We start from the raw sequence: 18,227 nt of genomic DNA on the forward strand, positions 1-18,227 counted from the left end.
CGCCGAGGTGGTTCGGTGCCGGCCATAAAAAAAATCCGGCTGCCTGGCAGCCGGATTTCGTTGAGCGAATGAGCGCCGGCGAAAGCGCGATCAGCAGGTCGCCTTGCCGCAGCGGGCGATGCCGATCTTTTCCTTGAGATTGTCGACGCCGACGGCGCCGATCACGACCTGCTTGCCGATCACGTAGCTCGGCGTGCCGTTCATGCCCATGGATTCGGCGAGGCGGAAGTTCTCCTCGATGGTCGCCTTCACTTCGGGGCTTGCCATGTCCTTCTCGAGCTTGGTCATGTCGAGACCGATCTCCTTGGCGACCGCCAGCGCGCGTGCCTTGTCGGCGGCGCCGCGGCCACCCAGCAGCTTCTGGTGGAAGTCGAGATACTTCTTGCCGGTCGGATCCTGCATGCGCACCGCGACCGCAACCTGCGCGGCCTCGACCGAGCCTTGGCTCAGCACCGGGAATTCCTTCAGCACGACTTTCAGCTTCGGATCCGCCTTCATCAGATCCATCATGTCGGACATCGCGCGCTTGCAGTAGCCGCAATTGTAATCGAAGAACTCGACGAAGGTGACGTCGCCGTCCTTGTTGCCGAGGAAGACGCCGCGCGGCGAGTTGAAGATGGTGTCGGCGTTCTTGGCGACGCTCTGCTCATGCTTCTCGGCTTCGGCGGCGGCCTGCCGCTTGCTCAGCTCGTTCATCGCCTCCTCGAGCACCTCGGGATGCGCGATCAGATAGTTGCGCACGATGGTCTCGATGTCGCCGCGCTGGGTGTCATTGAAGCTCTGCGCGGACGCCGACAGCGGCGCGGCACAGATGCCGAGCGCGAGCAGGGCAGGGGCAAGAAAACGAAGCGCTGGCATGACAAAATCCTTGTTCGAGGTGGCCCAAAATGCGGCGGGGCCGTGAGCCGGTTTCGGGGGATCGTTGTATGGAACTGCGGTTTATTTCTAGTTGTTTTTCTGACCCGGCATGGGCTTGGCGCTCACAATGTCGTCAGCTTTGACCCAGCCGGGCGTGCCAATCGCGAACCGCGTCTTGGCGCGCGACGCCAGCTCGCGGGCGGTCTTGTTGTCACCACGGAGATAGGCGGCCTGTGCCGAGGCAAGGTCGGCCTGGGCATAGTCGCCCTTGCGGCCATAGGCCATCGCGAGCTGGGTATAGCCGAGCGGCGCCTCGGGCTCGCGCGCCACGGCGGCACGCAGTATGTTGATCGCATCGTCGGTGTAGGCCTTGTTGTCCGAAGCAACCAGCGCTTGGCCGAGCAGCATCTCGATCAGCGGTGAGCTGCCGGAGAGTTGCACCGCGCGGCGCAGCGGCGCGATCGCCTCACTGGGCCGGCCGCCTTCGAGCAGCGCCTGACCGCGCAATTCGTAGAAATAGGGATTGTTCGGCTGCACCTGGATCAAGCCGTCGATCTGCGCGATCGCCGAACGCAGATCGCCGTGCAGATAGGTCGTGATCGCGCGCGCATAGCGCGCCGGCAGGCTGGTGTTGGACAGCGGGTAGCGGCGATAAACTGTATCCTGCCGCTCCATGAAGCCCGAGATCTTGGCGCGCATCATGTCGTGACGCAGCTGCAGCGCCGGATCGTCCTTCTTGTCCCAATAGGGGCTCGAGCGCGCCAGTTCCTCCAGCGCCGAGACGCGATCGACCGGCATCGGGTGCGATTGCAGATAGGGGTCGGCACCGCGCGAGGCGAACAGGCTCTCATCGGTGAAGCGCTTGAACGTCTCGTACATGCCCCGGGCCGACTGGCCGGTCGCGGTCAGGAATCTGACGCCGGCGCGGTCGGCGTTTTCTTCCTGCTGGCGCTGATAGGACAGCAGCGTGCGCTGAATGACCGACTGCGGCGCCGAGATCGCGGCGGCACCGGCGCTGGAGAGGCCGCTTCCACCGCCGCCGCCCGCTGCACCTGCGGCCAGCGCGCCGACGCCGAGCAGCATCGCGATGATCATCTGGGTCTGCGCGCGAGCAGCTGGCGCCCGGCGCCATGATTTCGGCTGCGCGGTGCGCGGCAGATCGTCGCGGATAAGCGGCAGCGCACACACAGTTTCCAGTTTGACTTCAACCGCCAAGTTGATCTTGGCTATTTCCGCCATTTCTGAGGGGGAGTGACACATGGCAACGACAACCGTTGCCACGGCTGCGCCGGCGAGCGCCGGCAAGCCGTGGTACAAGATTCTCTATGTCCAGGTCCTGATCGCGATCGTGCTCGGCGCGCTGGTCGGCGCGTTCTGGCCCAGCCTTGCCACCAACGAGTGGATCAAGGCGCTCGGCGACGGCTTCATCAAGCTGATCAAGATGGTGATCGCGCCGATCATCTTCTGCACCGTGGTGTCGGGCATTGCCCATATCCAGGATGCCAAGAAGGTCGGCCGCATCGGCGTCAAGGCGCTGGTCTATTTCGAGGTGGTCTCGACCTTCGCGCTGGTGCTCGGCTTGCTGGTTGGCAATCTGGTCAGGCCGGGCGCAGGCTTTGGCAATGCGGCGGCGAACGCGCAGGCGGTTGCCGGCTATGCCAAGCAGGCGGAGGCGCAGAAGAGCGTCGACTTCGTGCTGCATATCATTCCGGACACCGTGGTGGGCGCATTCGCGCAGGGCGAGATCCTGCAGGTGCTGCTGTTCTCGGTGCTTTTCGGCTTCGCGCTCATGGGGCTGGGCGAGCGCGGCCACACCATCCGCTCGTTCATCGACGACGCCGCGCATGCGGTGTTCGGCGTGATCTCGATCGTGATGCGGGCGGCGCCGATCGGCGCGTTCGGCGCGATGGCCTTCACCATCGGCAAGTTCGGCACCGGCGCCATCCTCAACCTGATGGGGCTGATCGCGACGTTCTATCTGACCGCGGCGCTGTTCGTGTTCGTGGTGCTCGGCTTCATCGCGCGGACCGCCGGGTTCTCCATCTTCAAGTTCCTGGCCTATATCAAGGACGAGCTGTTGATCGTGCTCGGCACCTCGTCGTCCGAAAGCGCACTGCCGTCATTGATGGAGAAGCTCGAACGGCTCGGCTGCTCGAAGTCGGTGGTCGGCCTCGTGGTGCCCACGGGCTACTCGTTCAACCTCGACGGCACCAACATCTACATGACGCTGGCGACGTTGTTCATCGCGCAGGCGCTGGGCTTCGACCTCTCGTTCGGCCAGCAGCTCACGATCTTGATCGTGGCGATGCTGACCTCGAAGGGCGCCTCCGGCATCACCGGCGCGGGCTTCATCACGCTGGCGGCGACGCTTGCGGTGGTCGATCCGCGGCTGGTGCCGGGCATGGCGATCGTGCTCGGCATCGACAAGTTCATGAGCGAGTGCCGCGCGCTGACCAATCTGTGCGGCAACGGCGTCGCCTGCGTGATCGTCGCCTGGTGGGAGGGCGAGCTCGATCGCGACAAGCTCAATGCCAATCTCGCCCGGCAGATCGACCCGACCGACCTGGAGACCGCGCTGACGACGGATTAATTCGCGTCCGGAATCAGAACCGGTCCAGCCGATACGGCGAGGTATCCACGGCGGATGCCTCGCCGTTCATCGTTTCGGCCAGCACCCGCGCCGTCGCGGGGCCGAGCGTGAAGCCCTGATGGCCGTGGCCGAAATTCACCCACAGCCCGCGATGGCGGGGCGTTGGCCCGAGCACAGGCAGCATGTCGGTGGTGCAGGGGCGGGTGCCGAACCAGGGCTCGGGCTCGACGCGGCTGCCGATCTCGAGCAATTGCCGCGCCGCAGCTTCGGCATGGCCGAGCTGGATCGGCGTGGCCGGCGCGTCGGGACTGGTCAGCTCTGCGCCGGTGGTGATGCGGATGCCCTTGGCCATCGGCGCCATCGCGTAGCCATTCGCGGTGTCGACCAGCGGCAGGTCGAGCGATCGGCCGCCCTGGTAGTGCATGTGGTAGCCGCGCTTGCGCACCAGCGGGATCCGGTAGCCGAACTTGCGCAGCAATTGCGGTGACCACGGCCCGAGCGTGACCACGACGTGGGCGGCATCGATCCGGCCGCCATCGGTGGCGACCGACCAGCCGGACGCGGTCTCGGTCAGCGTCTGCGCGTCACCGCGCAGCAGCGTGCCGCCGAGGCGCTCGAACAACCCGGCGTAGGCCGAGACCAGACCGCCGGGGTCCGACACGGTCCACGGCTCGAGCCAGTGAATGGCGCCGGGCAGGTCGTCGCGCAGCAGGGGCTCCGCCCGGGCGAGCTCGCCGCCATCAAGCACACGGAATTTCACGCCGAAGTCACGCTGGTTCTCTTCTGCCACCGCGATCGCTTGCTCGAGCGCTGCCGGGTCGCGATGCAGCAGGCGATAGCCGGCGCGGCGGATCAGATTGTCGGCATGGGCCTCGCGGATCAGCGTGTCGTGCTCGGCAGTGGCGTAAGCGATCAGGCGCGCCCAGGCGATGGTGGCCTCGCGGTGCCGCTCGGGCGTCGAGTTCCACCAGTAGCGCAGCAGCGGACCCGCGTGCTGCGGCAGCGACGCCAGCCGATAGCGTACGTCGTTGGTGCGTCCCATCGCGATTCGGGCGAGTGTGGCGGGATCGCGCGGCATCGGATAGGGCCGCACCGCTTCGCTTTGAATGATCCCGGCGTTGCCGTAGCTGGTTTCCCGGCCCGGTTCCTTGCGGTCGACGAGCGTGACCGCCCAGCCGCGCCGCTGCAGATGCACCGCCGTGCTGACGCCCACCATGCCGCCGCCAAGAACGATCGCGCTTTGCATTGGGATCCGTCTCCGTCAGGCTCCGTCACGCCGGCGCCTGACGAACGGTTCGCCTGTCCAATAAAAACGCCCGGCGTGAACCGGGCGTTTTGACTTCCAGGGAGCGCTAGTTGCCGCCGCCGCCGAAGCGGCGCGACCACCAGCCCTTGCGGGTCGGAGCCTCGGCCGTAGCGGCCGGCGCCGCCTCCTGGGCAACGGCTGCGGGCTCAGGGGCAGCTTCCTCAGCCGGGCTCTGAGCCAGCGCGTGCGCTGGTGTTTCAGGCTGCGGGCTCGACGCGAAGCTGACCTTCTCGCGCACCGTCGAACGGCGCCGCTGCGCGCGGTCGCTTTCGGCGGCCGTGTCCTCGGCGGCTGCGGCAGCAGCCTCCGGCGCGGGCGCCGCAACGGCCTCGACAGGTGCAGCCTCGATCGGCTGCCATTCCTGCGGCTGGGCGAACAGCTCGGGCTGCGCGAGCAAGGGAGCCGGCTCCGCGTCATGGCTATCGAAATCGGCGACCGCGTCGGCGGCTTCCGGTGCTGCGGCAGGGCTCAGCTCGTCGGCGATCGATCCCGCGAGACCGTCATCCGGTCCGCTGCCGCGCCGGCGGCGGCCGCCACGACGTCCGCGGCGGCGCGGGCGGCGATCGCCGTTGCCGGCCTCACTTGCGGACTGGTCATCGCGGGCCGCGCCCTGCGCTTCGTCGCCTTCGTCCTCGTCACCCTCGGCATCTTGCGCGGCAACCGCCTCGGTGCCCTCGGGCAGGACATGCATCAGATCGCCGTCGTCGCGCGGCGGCTGCGTGCCCTCGCGCGCTTCGTTGGCACCACCGCGGCCGCGGCGCCGGCGGCGGCGCTTGCGGCGCTGGCCGTCGCCTTCGCCCTCGGCGGCAGAGGCTTCCTCGCCGGCGGCCTGCTCATCGGCAAGGCCTTCGGTCTCGTCGGTCTCGACCTCGTATTCGAACAGCTCTTCCTCGTCGTCGGCCTCATCGGCCTGGGCCGGCGCGGCGGCGGCCTGCGCGGCCAGCAGCGCCTTGGCGGCCTCGAGCGTATGCACCTGCTCGCCGCGATCGATGATGTAGGATTGCTGGCCGTGCACCGTGGCGTCGGCCACGATCGACAGCGAGACCCGGAAGGAGTCTTCGAGGTCGCGCAGATGGCCCCGTTTGTGATTGAGCACGTAGAGCGCCACGTCGGTGCGGGTGCGGACCACCAGATTGTGGGTCGCGCCCTTCATCAGGATTTCCTCGATGCCGCGCAGCAGCTGCAGCGCCACCGACGAGACCGAGCGGACATGACCGCTTCCGCCGCATTGCGGGCAGGGCTCGGTCGAGCTTTCGAGCACGCTGGCGCGGATGCGCTGGCGCGACATTTCCAGCAGGCCGAAATGCGAGATGCGGCCGACCTGGATCCGCGCGCGATCCTGGCGCAGGCAGTCGGACAGCTTGCGCTCGACCGCGCGGTTGTTGCGCTTCTCGTCCATGTCGATGAAGTCGATGACGATCAGGCCGGCGAGATCGCGCAGACGCAATTGACGCGCGACTTCTTCCGCCGCTTCCAGATTGGTCTTGAGCGCGGTGTCCTCGATATGGTGCTCGCGCGTGGCGCGGCCGGAGTTGACGTCGATCGAGACCAGCGCCTCGGTCTGGTTGATGACGATGTAGCCGCCGGAGCGCAGTTGCACGGTAGGCGAGAACATCGCGTCGAGTTGGCTTTCGACGCCCATGCGCGAGAACAGCGGCTGGCCGTCGCGATACTGCTTCACCGCGCGCACATTGGCCGGCATCAGCATCTTCATGAAATCGCGCGCTTCACGGTAGCCGGCTTCGCCCGCCACCTGAATCTCGTCGATCTCCTTGTTGTAGAGGTCGCGCAGCGAGCGCTTGATCAGCGAGCCTTCCTCGTAGACCAGCGTCGGCGCCTGCGACTTCAGCGTCAGGTCGCGCACCGTCTCCCACATCCGGATCAGGTACTCGAAGTCGCGCTTGATCTCCGGCTTGCTGCGGGAGGCGCCGGCGGTGCGCAGGATGATCCCCATGCCCTCGGGCACGTCGAGATCCTGCACCACTTCCTTGAGCCGCGAGCGGTCCTGCGCGGAGGTGATCTTGCGGCTGATGCCGCCGCCGCGCGCGGTGTTGGGCATCAACACGGCATAGCGGCCGGCGAGCGACAGATAGGTGGTCAGCGCGGCGCCCTTGTTGCCGCGCTCTTCCTTGACGACCTGCACCAGCATGACTTGCCGGCGCTTGATCACTTCCTGGATCTTGTACTGGCGGCGCGGGCGGAACGCGCGCTCCGGAACCTCCTCGAGCACATCGTCGCCGCCGACGGACTCGACGACATCCTCTTCCTCGCCGTCGTCCTCGTCGTCATCTTCGCCGGCCTCGTCGCCATGCCGGGCCTCGGACGCGGTCGCATCAGCCAACGGGGCGTATTCGGCGCCCGCGTGCTCATCCGGGCTGGCGTGAACTTCGTCCGCAGCGATATGCGGCGCGTCGTCGGCATGCGCGGCGTTCTCTTCGACCTGTTCCTGATGGGCCCGGTCAGGCTCATGATTGACCTCGACCGTCTCGACGGCCTCAGGCGCGGCAGACGCAACCGAGGCTTCGACCGCCGCGACCACGGGGTCGGACTGGGTGTCGGCGGCCGGCGCCTCGCTCACGGCCGGGGCGTGGTCGTGATCGTGCGCATGATCGTGGTCGTGATGGTCGTGGTCATGATGGTCATGGTCGTGATCGTCGTGACCATGACCATGGTGATGCTCGTGATCATGGTCGTGATGCTCATGGTCCTCGTGATGGGCATGATCATGCGGCTCATGCTCGTGGTCGTGACCTTCGTAGGCGACCACGCCATGATCGTGATGCCCGGCATCATGTTCATGCTGCCCGGCATCGACGGGGTGTTCGTGAGCCTCATTGGCCGGCTGCGCCTGCGCGTCGCCAGCACCCTCGATCACCTCACTCTGGACGCGCTCGCCATGGCCGCGGCGACGGGCGTTGCGATGGCGCGACCGGCGGCGATGGCCGCGATTCTCGTGCTCTTCCTCGGCCTCGCGATGGGCGCGTTCGTCGGCTTCGATCAGCGCCTGACGGTCGGCGACCGGGATCTGGTAGTAGTCGGGATGGATTTCGCTGAAGGCAAGGAAGCCGTGCCGGTTGCCGCCATACTCGATGAAGGCGGCCTGCAGCGACGGCTCTACGCGCGTAACCTTGGCGAGGTAAATGTTGCCGCGCAGCTGCTTGCGCTGGGCGGTCTCGAAATCAAACTCTTCGACGCGATTGCCACGGACCACGACGACCCGGGTCTCTTCCGGGTGGGTGGCATCGATCAACATCTTGTTGGGCATTTTGGAGCTCTTGGCGGCGGCGGGCGCGGATCATGGCGCGCGCAAATAGCGCCGCCCGGTGACGCGACGGTCCACCTGATTCGGGGGTGAGGGGAAGGCCAAAACGCGTCTCGCGGCGCAGCGCCGGACGGGAACCCACCGGGATGATGCGACGGGCGAAGCTTTCACCTCGCGTCAGCGCGATCATTCGGGGGATCCTGGTCGGCAATACAGTCTGGCGCATTAAGCGTCGGCCCGTCTAAACATGTTGGCGGCGAGAAATACCGCCGTATCTTTTGCTGAAGACCCCGCCTGGCGCCGAAGCGCCTGCCGGCCATCGCATATCGAGGCCCCAAGGGACCGGATAATCAGTTATGCCGTGTCTCAAACCGTCCCTCTGGCGAGGGAGTGTGCCTGGGACCGGACGCCGCTCGGGCTCGAATCCGCCACTCCATGTCAGCCGCGCGCGGCGCTGGCTGGGGAGGGACCGGAAAAACACGGCGGGATCTTCGATCTGGAAGGTTCCACCGCTGCACCGGGAGGCTGAACGCGACACAACCGGGAGTACTAGCCGTCAGCACCCCGTACATACGTGGATTGACAGCCGCGTGCAAGGGAAGCGTCACGCCGCCGCAACACTCGGTTCTTTTCGCCTGAGTGTCATTAGGGCGTGATTAACCGTCCGGTTCTAATGCGGTAAGAAGCAGTCGGGAGGCTCCGAATCGGGTGGCGAGCCGTGCAAATCACCTTGTTTTTCTGGGATGCGGGCTGTTGTGCGCCGCAGCATTGATGTTTGCCATAGCCAGCGCTCCGAGCGCCGCCGAGGGACCGCAGGGCGGCCAGGCTGCCCCGGCCGCCGGTGCCCCCGCCGCCCCGAATTTCCCGGTCGCATCCGGTGCCAGGCTCGCCGGCGACGACAAGCAGACCCGATTCATCCTCGACCTCGACCGCAAGATCGAGTTTCGCGCCTTTCCGCTGGCCGACCCTTACCGGGTCGTCGTCGACATCCCGCAGGTCAATTTCCAGCTCGCGGCCGGTACCGGCTCGGCGGGCCGGGGACTGGTGAAGGCATTCCGCTATGGGCTGGTGATGCCGGGCGGCTCCCGAATCGTGTTCGACCTGGCCGGGCCGGTGAAGATCGCCAATTCCTACGTGCTCGATGCCGCCAATGGCCAGCCGCCGCGGCTGGTGCTGGACTTCGAAGCGGTCGATCGCACCGCGTTCGTGCAGTCGCTTGCGCCCGAGAGCCGGCCCGAACTGAAGCCCGCGATTTCCGATGCAAACACCAGCAGCAACACCGTCACGGTTCCGCCGGTCACGACAGCGGCGCTGCCCCCGGTCGCGGTCACCGATCCCCGTCCGTTGATCGTGATCGATCCCGGTCACGGCGGCATCGATAACGGGACCCAGTCCGGCGGCGAGACGGAGAAGAATCTGGTGCTGGGCTTTGGCCTTGCCCTGCGCGACCGGATCGAGAAGTCCGGCAAGTATCGGGTGGTCATGACCCGGTCCGACGACACGTTCATTCCGCTGAATGACCGGGTGAAGATCGCCCGCACCCAGTCGGCGGCGCTGTTCGTCTCGATTCATGCCGACGCGCTGCCGCGCCGCGAGGGCGATGCCCAGGGCGCCACGATCTACACGGTGTCGGACAAGGCTTCCGACGCCGAGGCTGAGCGGCTGGCCGAGACGGAAAACAAGGCCGACGCCATAGCTGGCGTGAACCTGACGGACGAGCCGACCGAGGTCGCCGACATCCTGATCGACCTCGCGCAGCGCGAAACCAAGACCTTTTCCAACCGCTTCGCCCGTCTTCTGATGGATGAGATGAAGACCTCGGTGCGGATGCACAAGCATCCGCTCAAATCGGCCGGTTTCCGGGTGCTGAAGGCCCCCGACGTGCCGTCCGTGCTGGTCGAGATCGGCTACGTCTCCAACAAGGGCGACCTCGAGCACCTGGTCTCCGAGAGCTGGCGGAACAAGGCCGTCGGCGCGATGGCCCAGGCGATCGACGCGTTCTTCGCCAAACGGCTGGCAACCGCCGGACCGGCAAAGTGAAACTGGCCGCCTGAAAAGCCCGCTCCGTTGCCGGGAAGCCCTAGTTTGGCCACAGCGGCGACGGTATAGACAATGGACCGCAGGCCCGCAGAATCGACCATATTGTCCGGCGGCTCTTGTATTTTCGCGTGCGCAGGGCAGCTCGCTGGGCCAAGGCTTCGTTGTGTAAGGCCTCGTTGTTTGAGCCTTCGTTGTGCGAGGCTTTGTTGTGTGAGGCTTTCGCACTTTTGGACAGGCGCTCCCGACGACTGAGCGCCGGAGGGTAGGAACGGAACGTCGATAATGCGCCTGCTCGTGCGGTTCATGGGTTTCTTGTTCGCCGCCGGAACCGTTGTGTTCCTGGTTGGTGTCGCCGCCGTCGCAGGCGCGATCTGGCATTTCTCCAAGGATCTGCCCGACTACTCGCAGCTCCAGGATTACGAGCCGCCGGTGATGACCCGCGTGCATGCCTCCGATGGCGCGCTGCTCGGCGAATACTCCAAGGAGCGCCGGCTCTATCTGCCGATCCAGGCGGTGCCGAAGCTCGTGATCAACGCGTTCCTCGCCGCCGAGGACAAGAACTTCTACGAGCACGGCGGCATCGACTATCAGGGCATGGCGCGCGCCGCCGTTCTCTATGCGCAGAACTACGGCTCGAACCGCCGCCCGCAGGGTGCCTCGACTATCACCCAGCAGGTCGCGAAGAACTTCCTGCTCACCAACGAAGTGTCGTTCGCCCGCAAGATCAAGGAAGCCTTGCTGGCGATGCGCATCGAGCGCGCCTATTCCAAGGACCGCATCCTCGAACTTTATCTCAACGAAATCTATCTCGGGCTCGGCGCCTACGGCATCGCGGCGGCGTCGCTGGTCTATTTCGACAAGTCGGTCAACGAGCTGACGATCGCGGAGGCGTCCTATCTCGCCGCGCTGCCGAAGGCACCGGCTGCATTGCATCCCGTGCGCAACCGCGATCGCGCGATCGAGCGCCGCAACTATGTGATCGATCGCCTGCTCGAGAACGGCTGGATCAAGCAGGCCGACGCCGACAAGGCGCGCAAGGACCCGCTCGTCGTCACCAGCCGTTCCAATGGCGCGCACATCTTCGCCGGCGAATATTTCGCCGAGGAGGTTCGCCGCGACATCTTCGAGCGCTACGGCGAAAAGAAACTCTACGAGGGCGGGCTGTCGGTCCGCACCACGCTGGATCCCAAGATCCAGGTGATGGCGCGCAAGACCATGGTGGCGGGGCTCGTCAATTACGATGAGGCGCAGGGCTGGCGCGGCGCGCTCCACAAGCTCGATGTGTCGGGCGACTGGGGCGTCAAGCTTGCCGACGTCAAATCGCTCTCCGACATCTCGCCATGGCGGATGGCCGTGGTGCTGGAGACCAGCGACCAGTCGGCGCGGATCGGCTTCCAGCCGGGCCGCGAGCTCGGTGGCGCGGTCAGCAAGGAGCGGCAGACCGGCATCATCACGATGGATGGGGTGCGCTGGGCCAAGGCCAAGGGCAAGGCGCCGACGGCGGTTTCGCAGGTGCTGCAGCCGGGCGACGTGATCTATGCCGATCCGCTGGTGACCAAGGAGGGCACGGCGGTCGAAGGCCAGTACCGCCTGCGGCAATTGCCCGAAGTCTCCGGCGCGATGGTGGCGATGGATCCGTGGACCGGCCGCGTGCTCGCGATGGTCGGCGGCTTCTCGTTCGACCAGAGCCAGTTCAACCGCGCGACGCAGGCCTACCGGCAGCCCGGATCGTCGTTCAAGCCCATCGTGTACTCGTCGGCGCTGGACAACGGCTACACGCCGTCGACCACCGTGATCGATGCGCCGATCGAGATCGATCAGGGGCAGGGCGGCGGCGTGTGGCGTCCGGAGAACTATTCGACCGGCAAGTATTACGGCCCGACCACGCTGCGGAACGCGCTGCAACGCTCGCTCAACACCGTCACGGTGCGCCTCGCGCAGGACATCGGCATGCCGCTGGTCGGCGAGTATGCAAAACGCTTCGGCGTCTATGACGAACTGCCGAACTATCTGTCGTATGCGCTGGGTGCCGGTGAAACCACCGTCATGCGCATGGTTACCGCGTATTCGATGTTCGCCAATGGCGGCCGTCGCGTGAAGCCGACGCTGATCGATCGCATCCAGGACCGCTACGGCCACACCATCTTCAAGCACGACACCCGCGAATGCCGCGGCTGCGACGCGCCCGGAGGCTGGAAGAGCCAGCCCGAGCCGCAACTCGTCGACCGCCGCGAGCAGGTGCTCGATCCGATGACCGCCTACCAGATCACCGAGATGATGGAAGGCGTGGTCCAGCGCGGCACCGCCACCGTCGTCAAGGAGGTCGGCAAGCCGATCGCCGGCAAGACCGGCACCACCAACGACGAGAAGGACGTCTGGTTCGTCGGCTTCTCGCCGGATCTCGCGGTCGGCGTCTACATGGGCTACGACAAGCCGCGCAATCTTGGCCGCGCCGCTACCGGCGGCCACGTCGCAGCGCCAATCGCCCGCGACTTCCTCAAGCTTGCGCTCGCCGACAAGCCGCCGACGCCGTTCAAGGTTCCGGCCGGCATCAAGCTGATCCGCGTCGACGCCAAGTCCGGCATGCGAGCCGGCCCCGGCGATAGCGGCAACACCATCCTCGAGGCCTTCAAGCCGGGCACCGCGCCGCCGGACAACTATTCGGTGATCGGCGTCGCCGATGCCGACGGCCGTGGACCCGGTCCCGGCCCCCAGCCGTCGCAGAGTGGTGGACAGCCTGATGGCGGCTTCTTCATGCGTCCGGGAACCGGCGGGCTGTATTAATCGGCTTCGTGCCCAAATCGCCGGGATAAGCCGATTGCGCTTTGCCGCGCCGGCCGCTACATCCCCGGCAAGCTTTTTTGCCAACACCTGAAAGACCATGCGCGCGGAAATCGAACGCCTTGTTGAAGAGATCAAGCAGTCAGTCGGGCTGCTGAGGAGGCATCTTTGACGTCGATCAATCGACGGCACGCCTCGCTGAGCTGAATAAGCTCGCTGAAGACCCCAATCTCTGGAACGATCCCCAGAAGGCCCAGCGGCTGATGCAGGAGCGTACCTCGCTGGAGGACGCGCTCTCTGGAATCGGCAAGGTCGAGCGCGAGCTCGAGGATCAGGTCGGCATGATCGAGCTCGGCGAGGCCGAGAACGATGCGGCCGTGGTCGCCGAGGCCGAGAAGGCGCTCAAGGACCTAAAGAAGGAGGTCGCCCGGCGCGAGCTCGAGGCGCTGCTCTCGGGCGAGGCTGACAAGTTCGATTCCTATCTCGAAGTTCATGCCGGCGCAGGCGGCACCGAGAGCCAGGACTGGGCGCAGATGCTGCTGCGCATGTACACGCGATGGGCGGAGAAGCACGGTTTCAAGATCGAGTTTCTCGAGGAGTCGCAGGGCGAAGAGGCCGGCATTAAGTCCGCCACCATCCAGATCTCCGGCCACAATGCCTATGGCTGGCTGAAGACCGAGGCCGGCGTGCATCGCCTGGTGCGGATCTCGCCGTTCGACTCGAATGCGCGGCGGCACACCTCGTTCTCGTCGGTGCAGATTTTCCCCGTGATCGACGACAGCATCAAGATCGAGATCAAGGAGGCCGACGTCCGCACCGACACCATGCGGTCGGGCGGCGCCGGCGGTCAGCACGTCAACAAGACCGAGTCGGCGGTGCGCTTGACGCACATCCCGACCGGCATCGCGGTGGTCTGCCAGGCCGGCCGCTCCCAGCACAAGAACCGGGCGCAGGCCTGGGACATGCTGCGCGCACGGCTGTATGAGATGGAGCTGAAGAAGCGCGAGGAGCAGGCCGCTGCCGATCAGGCCGCCAAGACCGACATCGGCTGGGGTCACCAGATCCGCTCCTACGTGCTGCAGCCCTATCAGATGGTGAAGGATTTGCGCACCGGCGTGCAGACCTCCGACACGTCGGGCGTGCTCGACGGCGATCTCGATGAATTCATGGCGGCGACGCTGGCGCAGCGTGCCTTCGGCACCGAGCCCGGCTCCGTCGAGGATGTGGATTAGCCCATGCCACGCGTCGCTTTCATCGGATTGGGACGCATGGGCCACGGGATGGCCGGCCGTTACCTCGATGCCGGCTTCACGGTCGCGGTGTGGAACCGCAGCAAGGCCAAGGCCGAGGATTTGATCGCGCGCGGGGCGCAATGGGCGACCTCGCCGGAGGATGCCGCGATCGATGCCGATGCCGTCGTGACCATGGTCGCCGACGATGAGGCATCGCGAGCGGTCTGGCTGACCAAGGACGGCGCCGCCGCGACCATGAAGGCCGGCACGCTCGCGATCGAATGCTCCACGGTCTCCTACCAGCACACGCTCGACATGGCGCACGAGTTGCGCAGCCGCGGCCTGATCTACATCGATTGTCCCGTCACCGGCCTGCCGGAAGCGGCGGCGGCCGGCAAGCTGACGCTGCTGGTGGGAGCTGATCCCGCTGATCTAGAGCGGGCGCATCCGTTCCTCACTCCGATCGGCAGCACGATCCGTCATTTCGGCGCGGTCGGCACCGGCACCGTGTTCAAGCTGATCAACAATCTGATCGGCGCAGTGCAGATCGCAAGCCTCGCCGAGGGCGTTGCGATCGCCGAGCAGGCCGGCCTCGACATGCAGCTGGTGGCCGAGGCGCTTTCGACCGGCGCGATCGCGAGCCCGCAGGTGATCCGCCACTCCAGGCGGATGATCGACCGCAACTTCTCCGGCGCGTCGTTCACTGCGGCGCTGCGTCACAAGGATGCGGATTACGCCGTGCGGCTGGCCGAGGCGCTGCTGCCCGGCGTGCCGGTGAGCCGCGCCGCGCTGGCCGCCTATGACAAGGCGAAGGCCCATGCGCCCGATGGCGATGAAGGCCAGATGATCGAGATCGTGTCGCGGCCGAAATAGGCGGGGCCGCCATTCACGGAAATCGGGTGGGAATATTCGCAAGCCTGCGCTAGTCACCTGTTCGAGTGCAGGTGAGTGCCCGACATGCCTTCCACCGACAACCGCATTGATAGCCGCGACTGGGGGCTGCTGGGTCTGCTGTCGGTGCTCTGGGGTGGGTCGTTCTTCTTCAACGGCGTGATCCTGCGCGAATTGCCGCCGCTGACCCTGGTGCTGCTCCGCGTGGTGCTCGGCACCGTGCTCTTGCTGCCGCTGCTGCGGGCCGCGAAGATCGAATGGCCGCGCGGCGCGTCCGGATGGGCGCCGTTTGTCGCGATGGGGCTGTTCAACAATGTGCTGCCGTTCTCGCTGATCGTGTTCGGGCAGACCTATATCCCGAGTGGCCTCGCCTCGATCCTCAATGCGACGACGCCGCTGTTTACGGTGGTCGTGATGGCGGCCGCCGGCGAGGAGCGGTTGCAGGCGCGCCGCGTGGCGGGCGTGGTGGTCGGCCTGATCGGGGTCGCGATCCTGCATGGCGATGCGCTCGGTTTCGAGAGCCGGCAGGGCATCGGCATCCTGCTGTGCCTCGCCGGCGCCTTCAGCTACGGCATTGCGGCGCTGGTCGGGCGGCGGCTGCCACAGCGGGTGCCGCCACTGGGCACGGCGACGTTCCAGATGATCGCATCGGCCGCGATGATGGCGCCCGTTGCCGGTGTGGTGGAGCGGCCGTGGCTGCTGCCGATGCCGCATCCGACGATATGGCTCGCGGTGCTCGGGCTCGCGGCGCTGTCGACGGCGCTGGCCTACATCGTGTTCTTTCGGATCCTGCAGCGCTCCGGCGCGACCAATGTGATGCTGGTGACGCTGCTCATCCCGGTGACCGCGATGCTGCTCGGCACGCTCGTGCTCGGCGAGCCGGTCGCGCCGCGCGAGGTGATCGGCGCGCTCGTGATCGCCAGCGCGCTGCTCCTGATCGACGGCCGCGTGCTGGGCTGGTTCAGCCGCGCGCCTGCTTCCACGCCGCATACCAGCCGGTGAAGCGGCCACTGTCGCGTTCGCCGCCGTGCCAGGCCGCATAGGTGGTGCCGTCGTCGGCGACCAGCACCACCGCATCGAGCCCCCTGGAGCGGCGCAGCGTGTCGATCGCCTGCGCCGGCGTCTGCGCGATTGGACCCGCGACGTTGAACGAGGTGTTGACCGACATCTCGACGCCGATATGGCGGCCGAGCGCCTTCAGATAGGCATAGGTGAGGGGATCGTCGGTCTCGCGCACGATCTGGATGCGGCCGGTGCCGTCGGCATGCACCACCGCCGGAATTTTCTCACGCGCCTCCGGCTTCGAATGCGCGGTCAGCACCATGTAGTTATAGGCGTTGTAGTCGCCGTCGGACGCGCCGTCTTTGAGCTCGAAATAGTCGCGCGCGGCCTGCAGCGTCGCCATCGGCGCCAACGGCCGGATCGCCTCGCGATATTTGACGCGCTCGTTGAGCCGCTCGCGCACACGCGGGTCGCAGGGGTTGGCGAGGATCGAGCGATGGCCGAGCGCGCGCGGGCCGGTTTCGGCCGCGCCCTGATAGATCGCGATCACGCCGCCTTGCGCCACCATGCTCGCCATCAGATCCGCGATCGCGTCGCGGCCTTGCGGCGTCGAGACGTTGCCGATCTCCATCGAGGCGACGTCGCCGTTCCTGAGCGCCGTCGTGATATCGGCGTTCGAGGGCGGCAGCCCGCAATAGAATGCGTGCGACAGCGGCGCACCGCGCGGGGCGCCCGCCATATGGGCGAACAGCCAGGCGGCGCCGATCGGCACGCCGGGATCGCCGGGCACCGGCGGCACCCACATATGCAGCCGCGTCTTGCGACCCTGCGCGCGCTCAAACCAGGCTTCGTCGAAATGCTCGAGCAGACGCATGTTGCCGAGCGCGTTCAGCGCCACGCCGCCGGTCAGCACCAGGCGGTCGGTGCCGGTGACGCGCAAGAGATGATCGATGACATGGATCATCGCGTCCTCGAACACCAACTGCGTCGCGGCGGCCTTGTCGAGCCGGTCCTTGGTGTCGGGACGATGATTGATGTCCTCGACACGCAGCACGGCGTCGGGATTCCAGAGCTGGTCGGAGCGCAGCGGCGGGCCCAGGATATCGATCAGCGGTTGATGGTAGGGATTGTCGGCGGGATCGGCATACCAGTTGGCCATCGCGCGATTGAGCCGCACGGTGCCGCCCGGCCCGAGCTGCAGCACCGCCTTCAGCCGCTGGTAATACGGATTGGTGGCGCGGTTCATGTCGCCCCAGGCGGCGGCGCCCATATAGCGGCCCTCGCTGGACAGCCAGGTCCAGCCGCCCTGGCTCGACGAGATCACGGTGTAGAAGGCGCCGAGCGAGTCGAACAGGCTCTCGTTGCAATAGAACTGCTTCATCTCGCCGTTCTCGGCGGCATAGAGCGAGATCGAGCCGACATCGCCGGTGCCGTCAAGCACCGCGATCGCAACCCGCTCGCGCTGATCTGCGAACGGCGAGGCCGTGAACGAGTACCAGGCGTGATTGTCGTGATGCGGCATGCAGATCAGCGGCAACTGCTCGCCGAGCCCGTACATCTGGCCGAGCCGGCGTGACAGCCGCCGCACCTGATCGAGCTGCCGCAGATTGATCGCGGGCGCGATCGGGGCGCGAAGCAATTTGAGGCTTGCCGGCGCTTCCTCCAGCGAGGTGCGGATCAGCATCGCCAGCAGCGCGGGATAGTCCCATGTCGTGACGAAGGCGGCGATGTCACCGATATCGCGGCCCATCCGCTGCAGCACCTTGCGCATGTCGTCGAGCGCATGCTGCGGAAACTCGTTGGTGTGCTTGTTGCCGGAAAAGCGCTCTTCCTCGTTGTTGAGGATCAGCCGCGGTCCGTCCTTCTGGGTGACCTCGACCAGCGCAACGCCGGTGTTGTGCGTGCCGGGGCAGGCGAGACCCGCGATGTAGATGGTCTCGCCGCGCTGCAGCCGCTCGCGGATCGAGGCGATCGTGCGCTGCGCGAACTCGCCGTTGGCCTTGTGCAGGCCACGCTTCGCCAGCACAGATTCACCGAGGCGGCGCGTGAGCTCATAGCCCGCGACCGCAATACGCGGATGCCGCGGACCGGTACGAATGTCCGGTTTACGCAATCAGAACGCCTCGACTCGTGAGCCCCAGATCGACCTTCAATCACAAATAGCGCCAGGCAACAATGCCGTTTCGCCCAACGGAAATACCCGGCGCTTGCCAGCACATGCGTCTCTTGCGAGACTTGCCGCCAAAACCAACGACAAAAATCGGG

Annotated in this window: 11 protein-coding genes; 6 read left to right on the forward strand and 5 right to left on the reverse strand. The window is 66.3% G+C overall.

Annotation, left to right across the window (positions count from 1 at the left end; genetic code table 11):
* Positions 1 to 90 precede the first annotated feature (90 nt).
* Together G6P99_RS22210 and G6P99_RS22215 are read right to left on the reverse strand one after the other, a co-directional pair.
* A complete protein-coding gene (locus G6P99_RS22210; RefSeq protein WP_029084208.1) occupies positions 91 to 858 on the reverse strand; it encodes a DsbA family protein in 768 nt (255 codons plus the stop codon).
* Between the two features lie 87 nt (positions 859 to 945).
* Complete coding sequence (locus G6P99_RS22215; RefSeq protein ID WP_414645598.1) at positions 946 to 2,037, reverse strand: M48 family metalloprotease; 1,092 nt, start codon at positions 2,035 to 2,037, stop codon at positions 946 to 948.
* A 79-nt stretch (positions 2,038 to 2,116) separates the two neighbouring features.
* Here G6P99_RS22215 and G6P99_RS22220 point away from each other — a divergent pair, with 79 nt between their 5' ends.
* Complete coding sequence (locus tag G6P99_RS22220; RefSeq protein ID WP_165123431.1) at positions 2,117 to 3,448, forward strand: dicarboxylate/amino acid:cation symporter; 1,332 nt, start codon at positions 2,117 to 2,119, stop codon at positions 3,446 to 3,448.
* A gap of 13 nt (positions 3,449 to 3,461) precedes the next feature.
* On the opposite strand, the gene G6P99_RS22225 is transcribed toward G6P99_RS22220, so the two are convergent.
* Positions 3,462 to 4,694 carry an NAD(P)/FAD-dependent oxidoreductase gene (locus tag G6P99_RS22225; RefSeq protein ID WP_029084212.1) on the reverse strand — a complete coding sequence of 411 codons (1,233 nt, stop codon included), beginning with the start codon at positions 4,692 to 4,694 and terminating at the stop codon, positions 3,462 to 3,464.
* Positions 4,695 to 4,800: 106 nt separating this feature from the next.
* Positions 4,801 to 8,019, reverse strand: coding sequence for an Rne/Rng family ribonuclease (locus G6P99_RS22230; RefSeq protein ID WP_029084213.1), 3,219 nt, complete (start codon positions 8,017 to 8,019; stop codon positions 4,801 to 4,803).
* Between the two features lie 705 nt (positions 8,020 to 8,724).
* On the opposite strand from G6P99_RS22230, the gene G6P99_RS22235 reads away from it, so the two are divergent.
* The 5 genes from G6P99_RS22235 (at position 8,725) to G6P99_RS22255 (ending at position 15,962) form a co-directional block, all read left to right on the forward strand.
* The gene (locus G6P99_RS22235; protein ID WP_029084214.1) at positions 8,725 to 10,056 is read left to right on the forward strand and encodes an N-acetylmuramoyl-L-alanine amidase; all 1,332 of its coding nucleotides are present in this window, start codon (positions 8,725 to 8,727) and stop codon (positions 10,054 to 10,056) included.
* Positions 10,057 to 10,338: 282 nt separating this feature from the next.
* Complete coding sequence (locus G6P99_RS22240; protein WP_029084215.1) at positions 10,339 to 12,840, forward strand: penicillin-binding protein 1A; 2,502 nt, start codon at positions 10,339 to 10,341, stop codon at positions 12,838 to 12,840.
* A gap of 97 nt (positions 12,841 to 12,937) precedes the next feature.
* A protein-coding gene (prfB, locus tag G6P99_RS22245) for a peptide chain release factor 2 (protein ID WP_156928927.1) occupies positions 12,938 to 14,069 on the forward strand; the annotation gives its coding sequence in 2 pieces (ribosomal slippage) (positions 12,938 to 13,006 and positions 13,008 to 14,069; 1,131 coding nt in all).
* Positions 14,070 to 14,072: 3 nt separating this feature from the next.
* A complete protein-coding gene (locus G6P99_RS22250) occupies positions 14,073 to 14,942 on the forward strand; it encodes an NAD(P)-dependent oxidoreductase (protein ID WP_029084217.1) in 870 nt (289 codons plus the stop codon).
* Between the two features lie 84 nt (positions 14,943 to 15,026).
* Entirely contained in the window at positions 15,027 to 15,962 is a 936-nt protein-coding gene (locus G6P99_RS22255) for a DMT family transporter (protein WP_165123433.1), read from the forward strand.
* Here G6P99_RS22255 and G6P99_RS22260 read toward each other — a convergent pair.
* Positions 15,922 to 18,075, reverse strand: a complete 2,154-nt coding sequence (locus tag G6P99_RS22260) for a carbamoyltransferase C-terminal domain-containing protein (RefSeq protein ID WP_029084219.1) — start codon at positions 18,073 to 18,075, stop codon at positions 15,922 to 15,924. The genes G6P99_RS22255 and G6P99_RS22260 overlap by 41 nt on opposite strands.
* Between the last annotated feature and the right edge of the window lie 152 nt (positions 18,076 to 18,227).

Source organism: Bradyrhizobium sp. 6(2017), from assembly GCF_011058295.2.
Classification (GTDB): Bacteria; Pseudomonadota; Alphaproteobacteria; order Rhizobiales; family Xanthobacteraceae; genus Bradyrhizobium; species Bradyrhizobium septentrionale.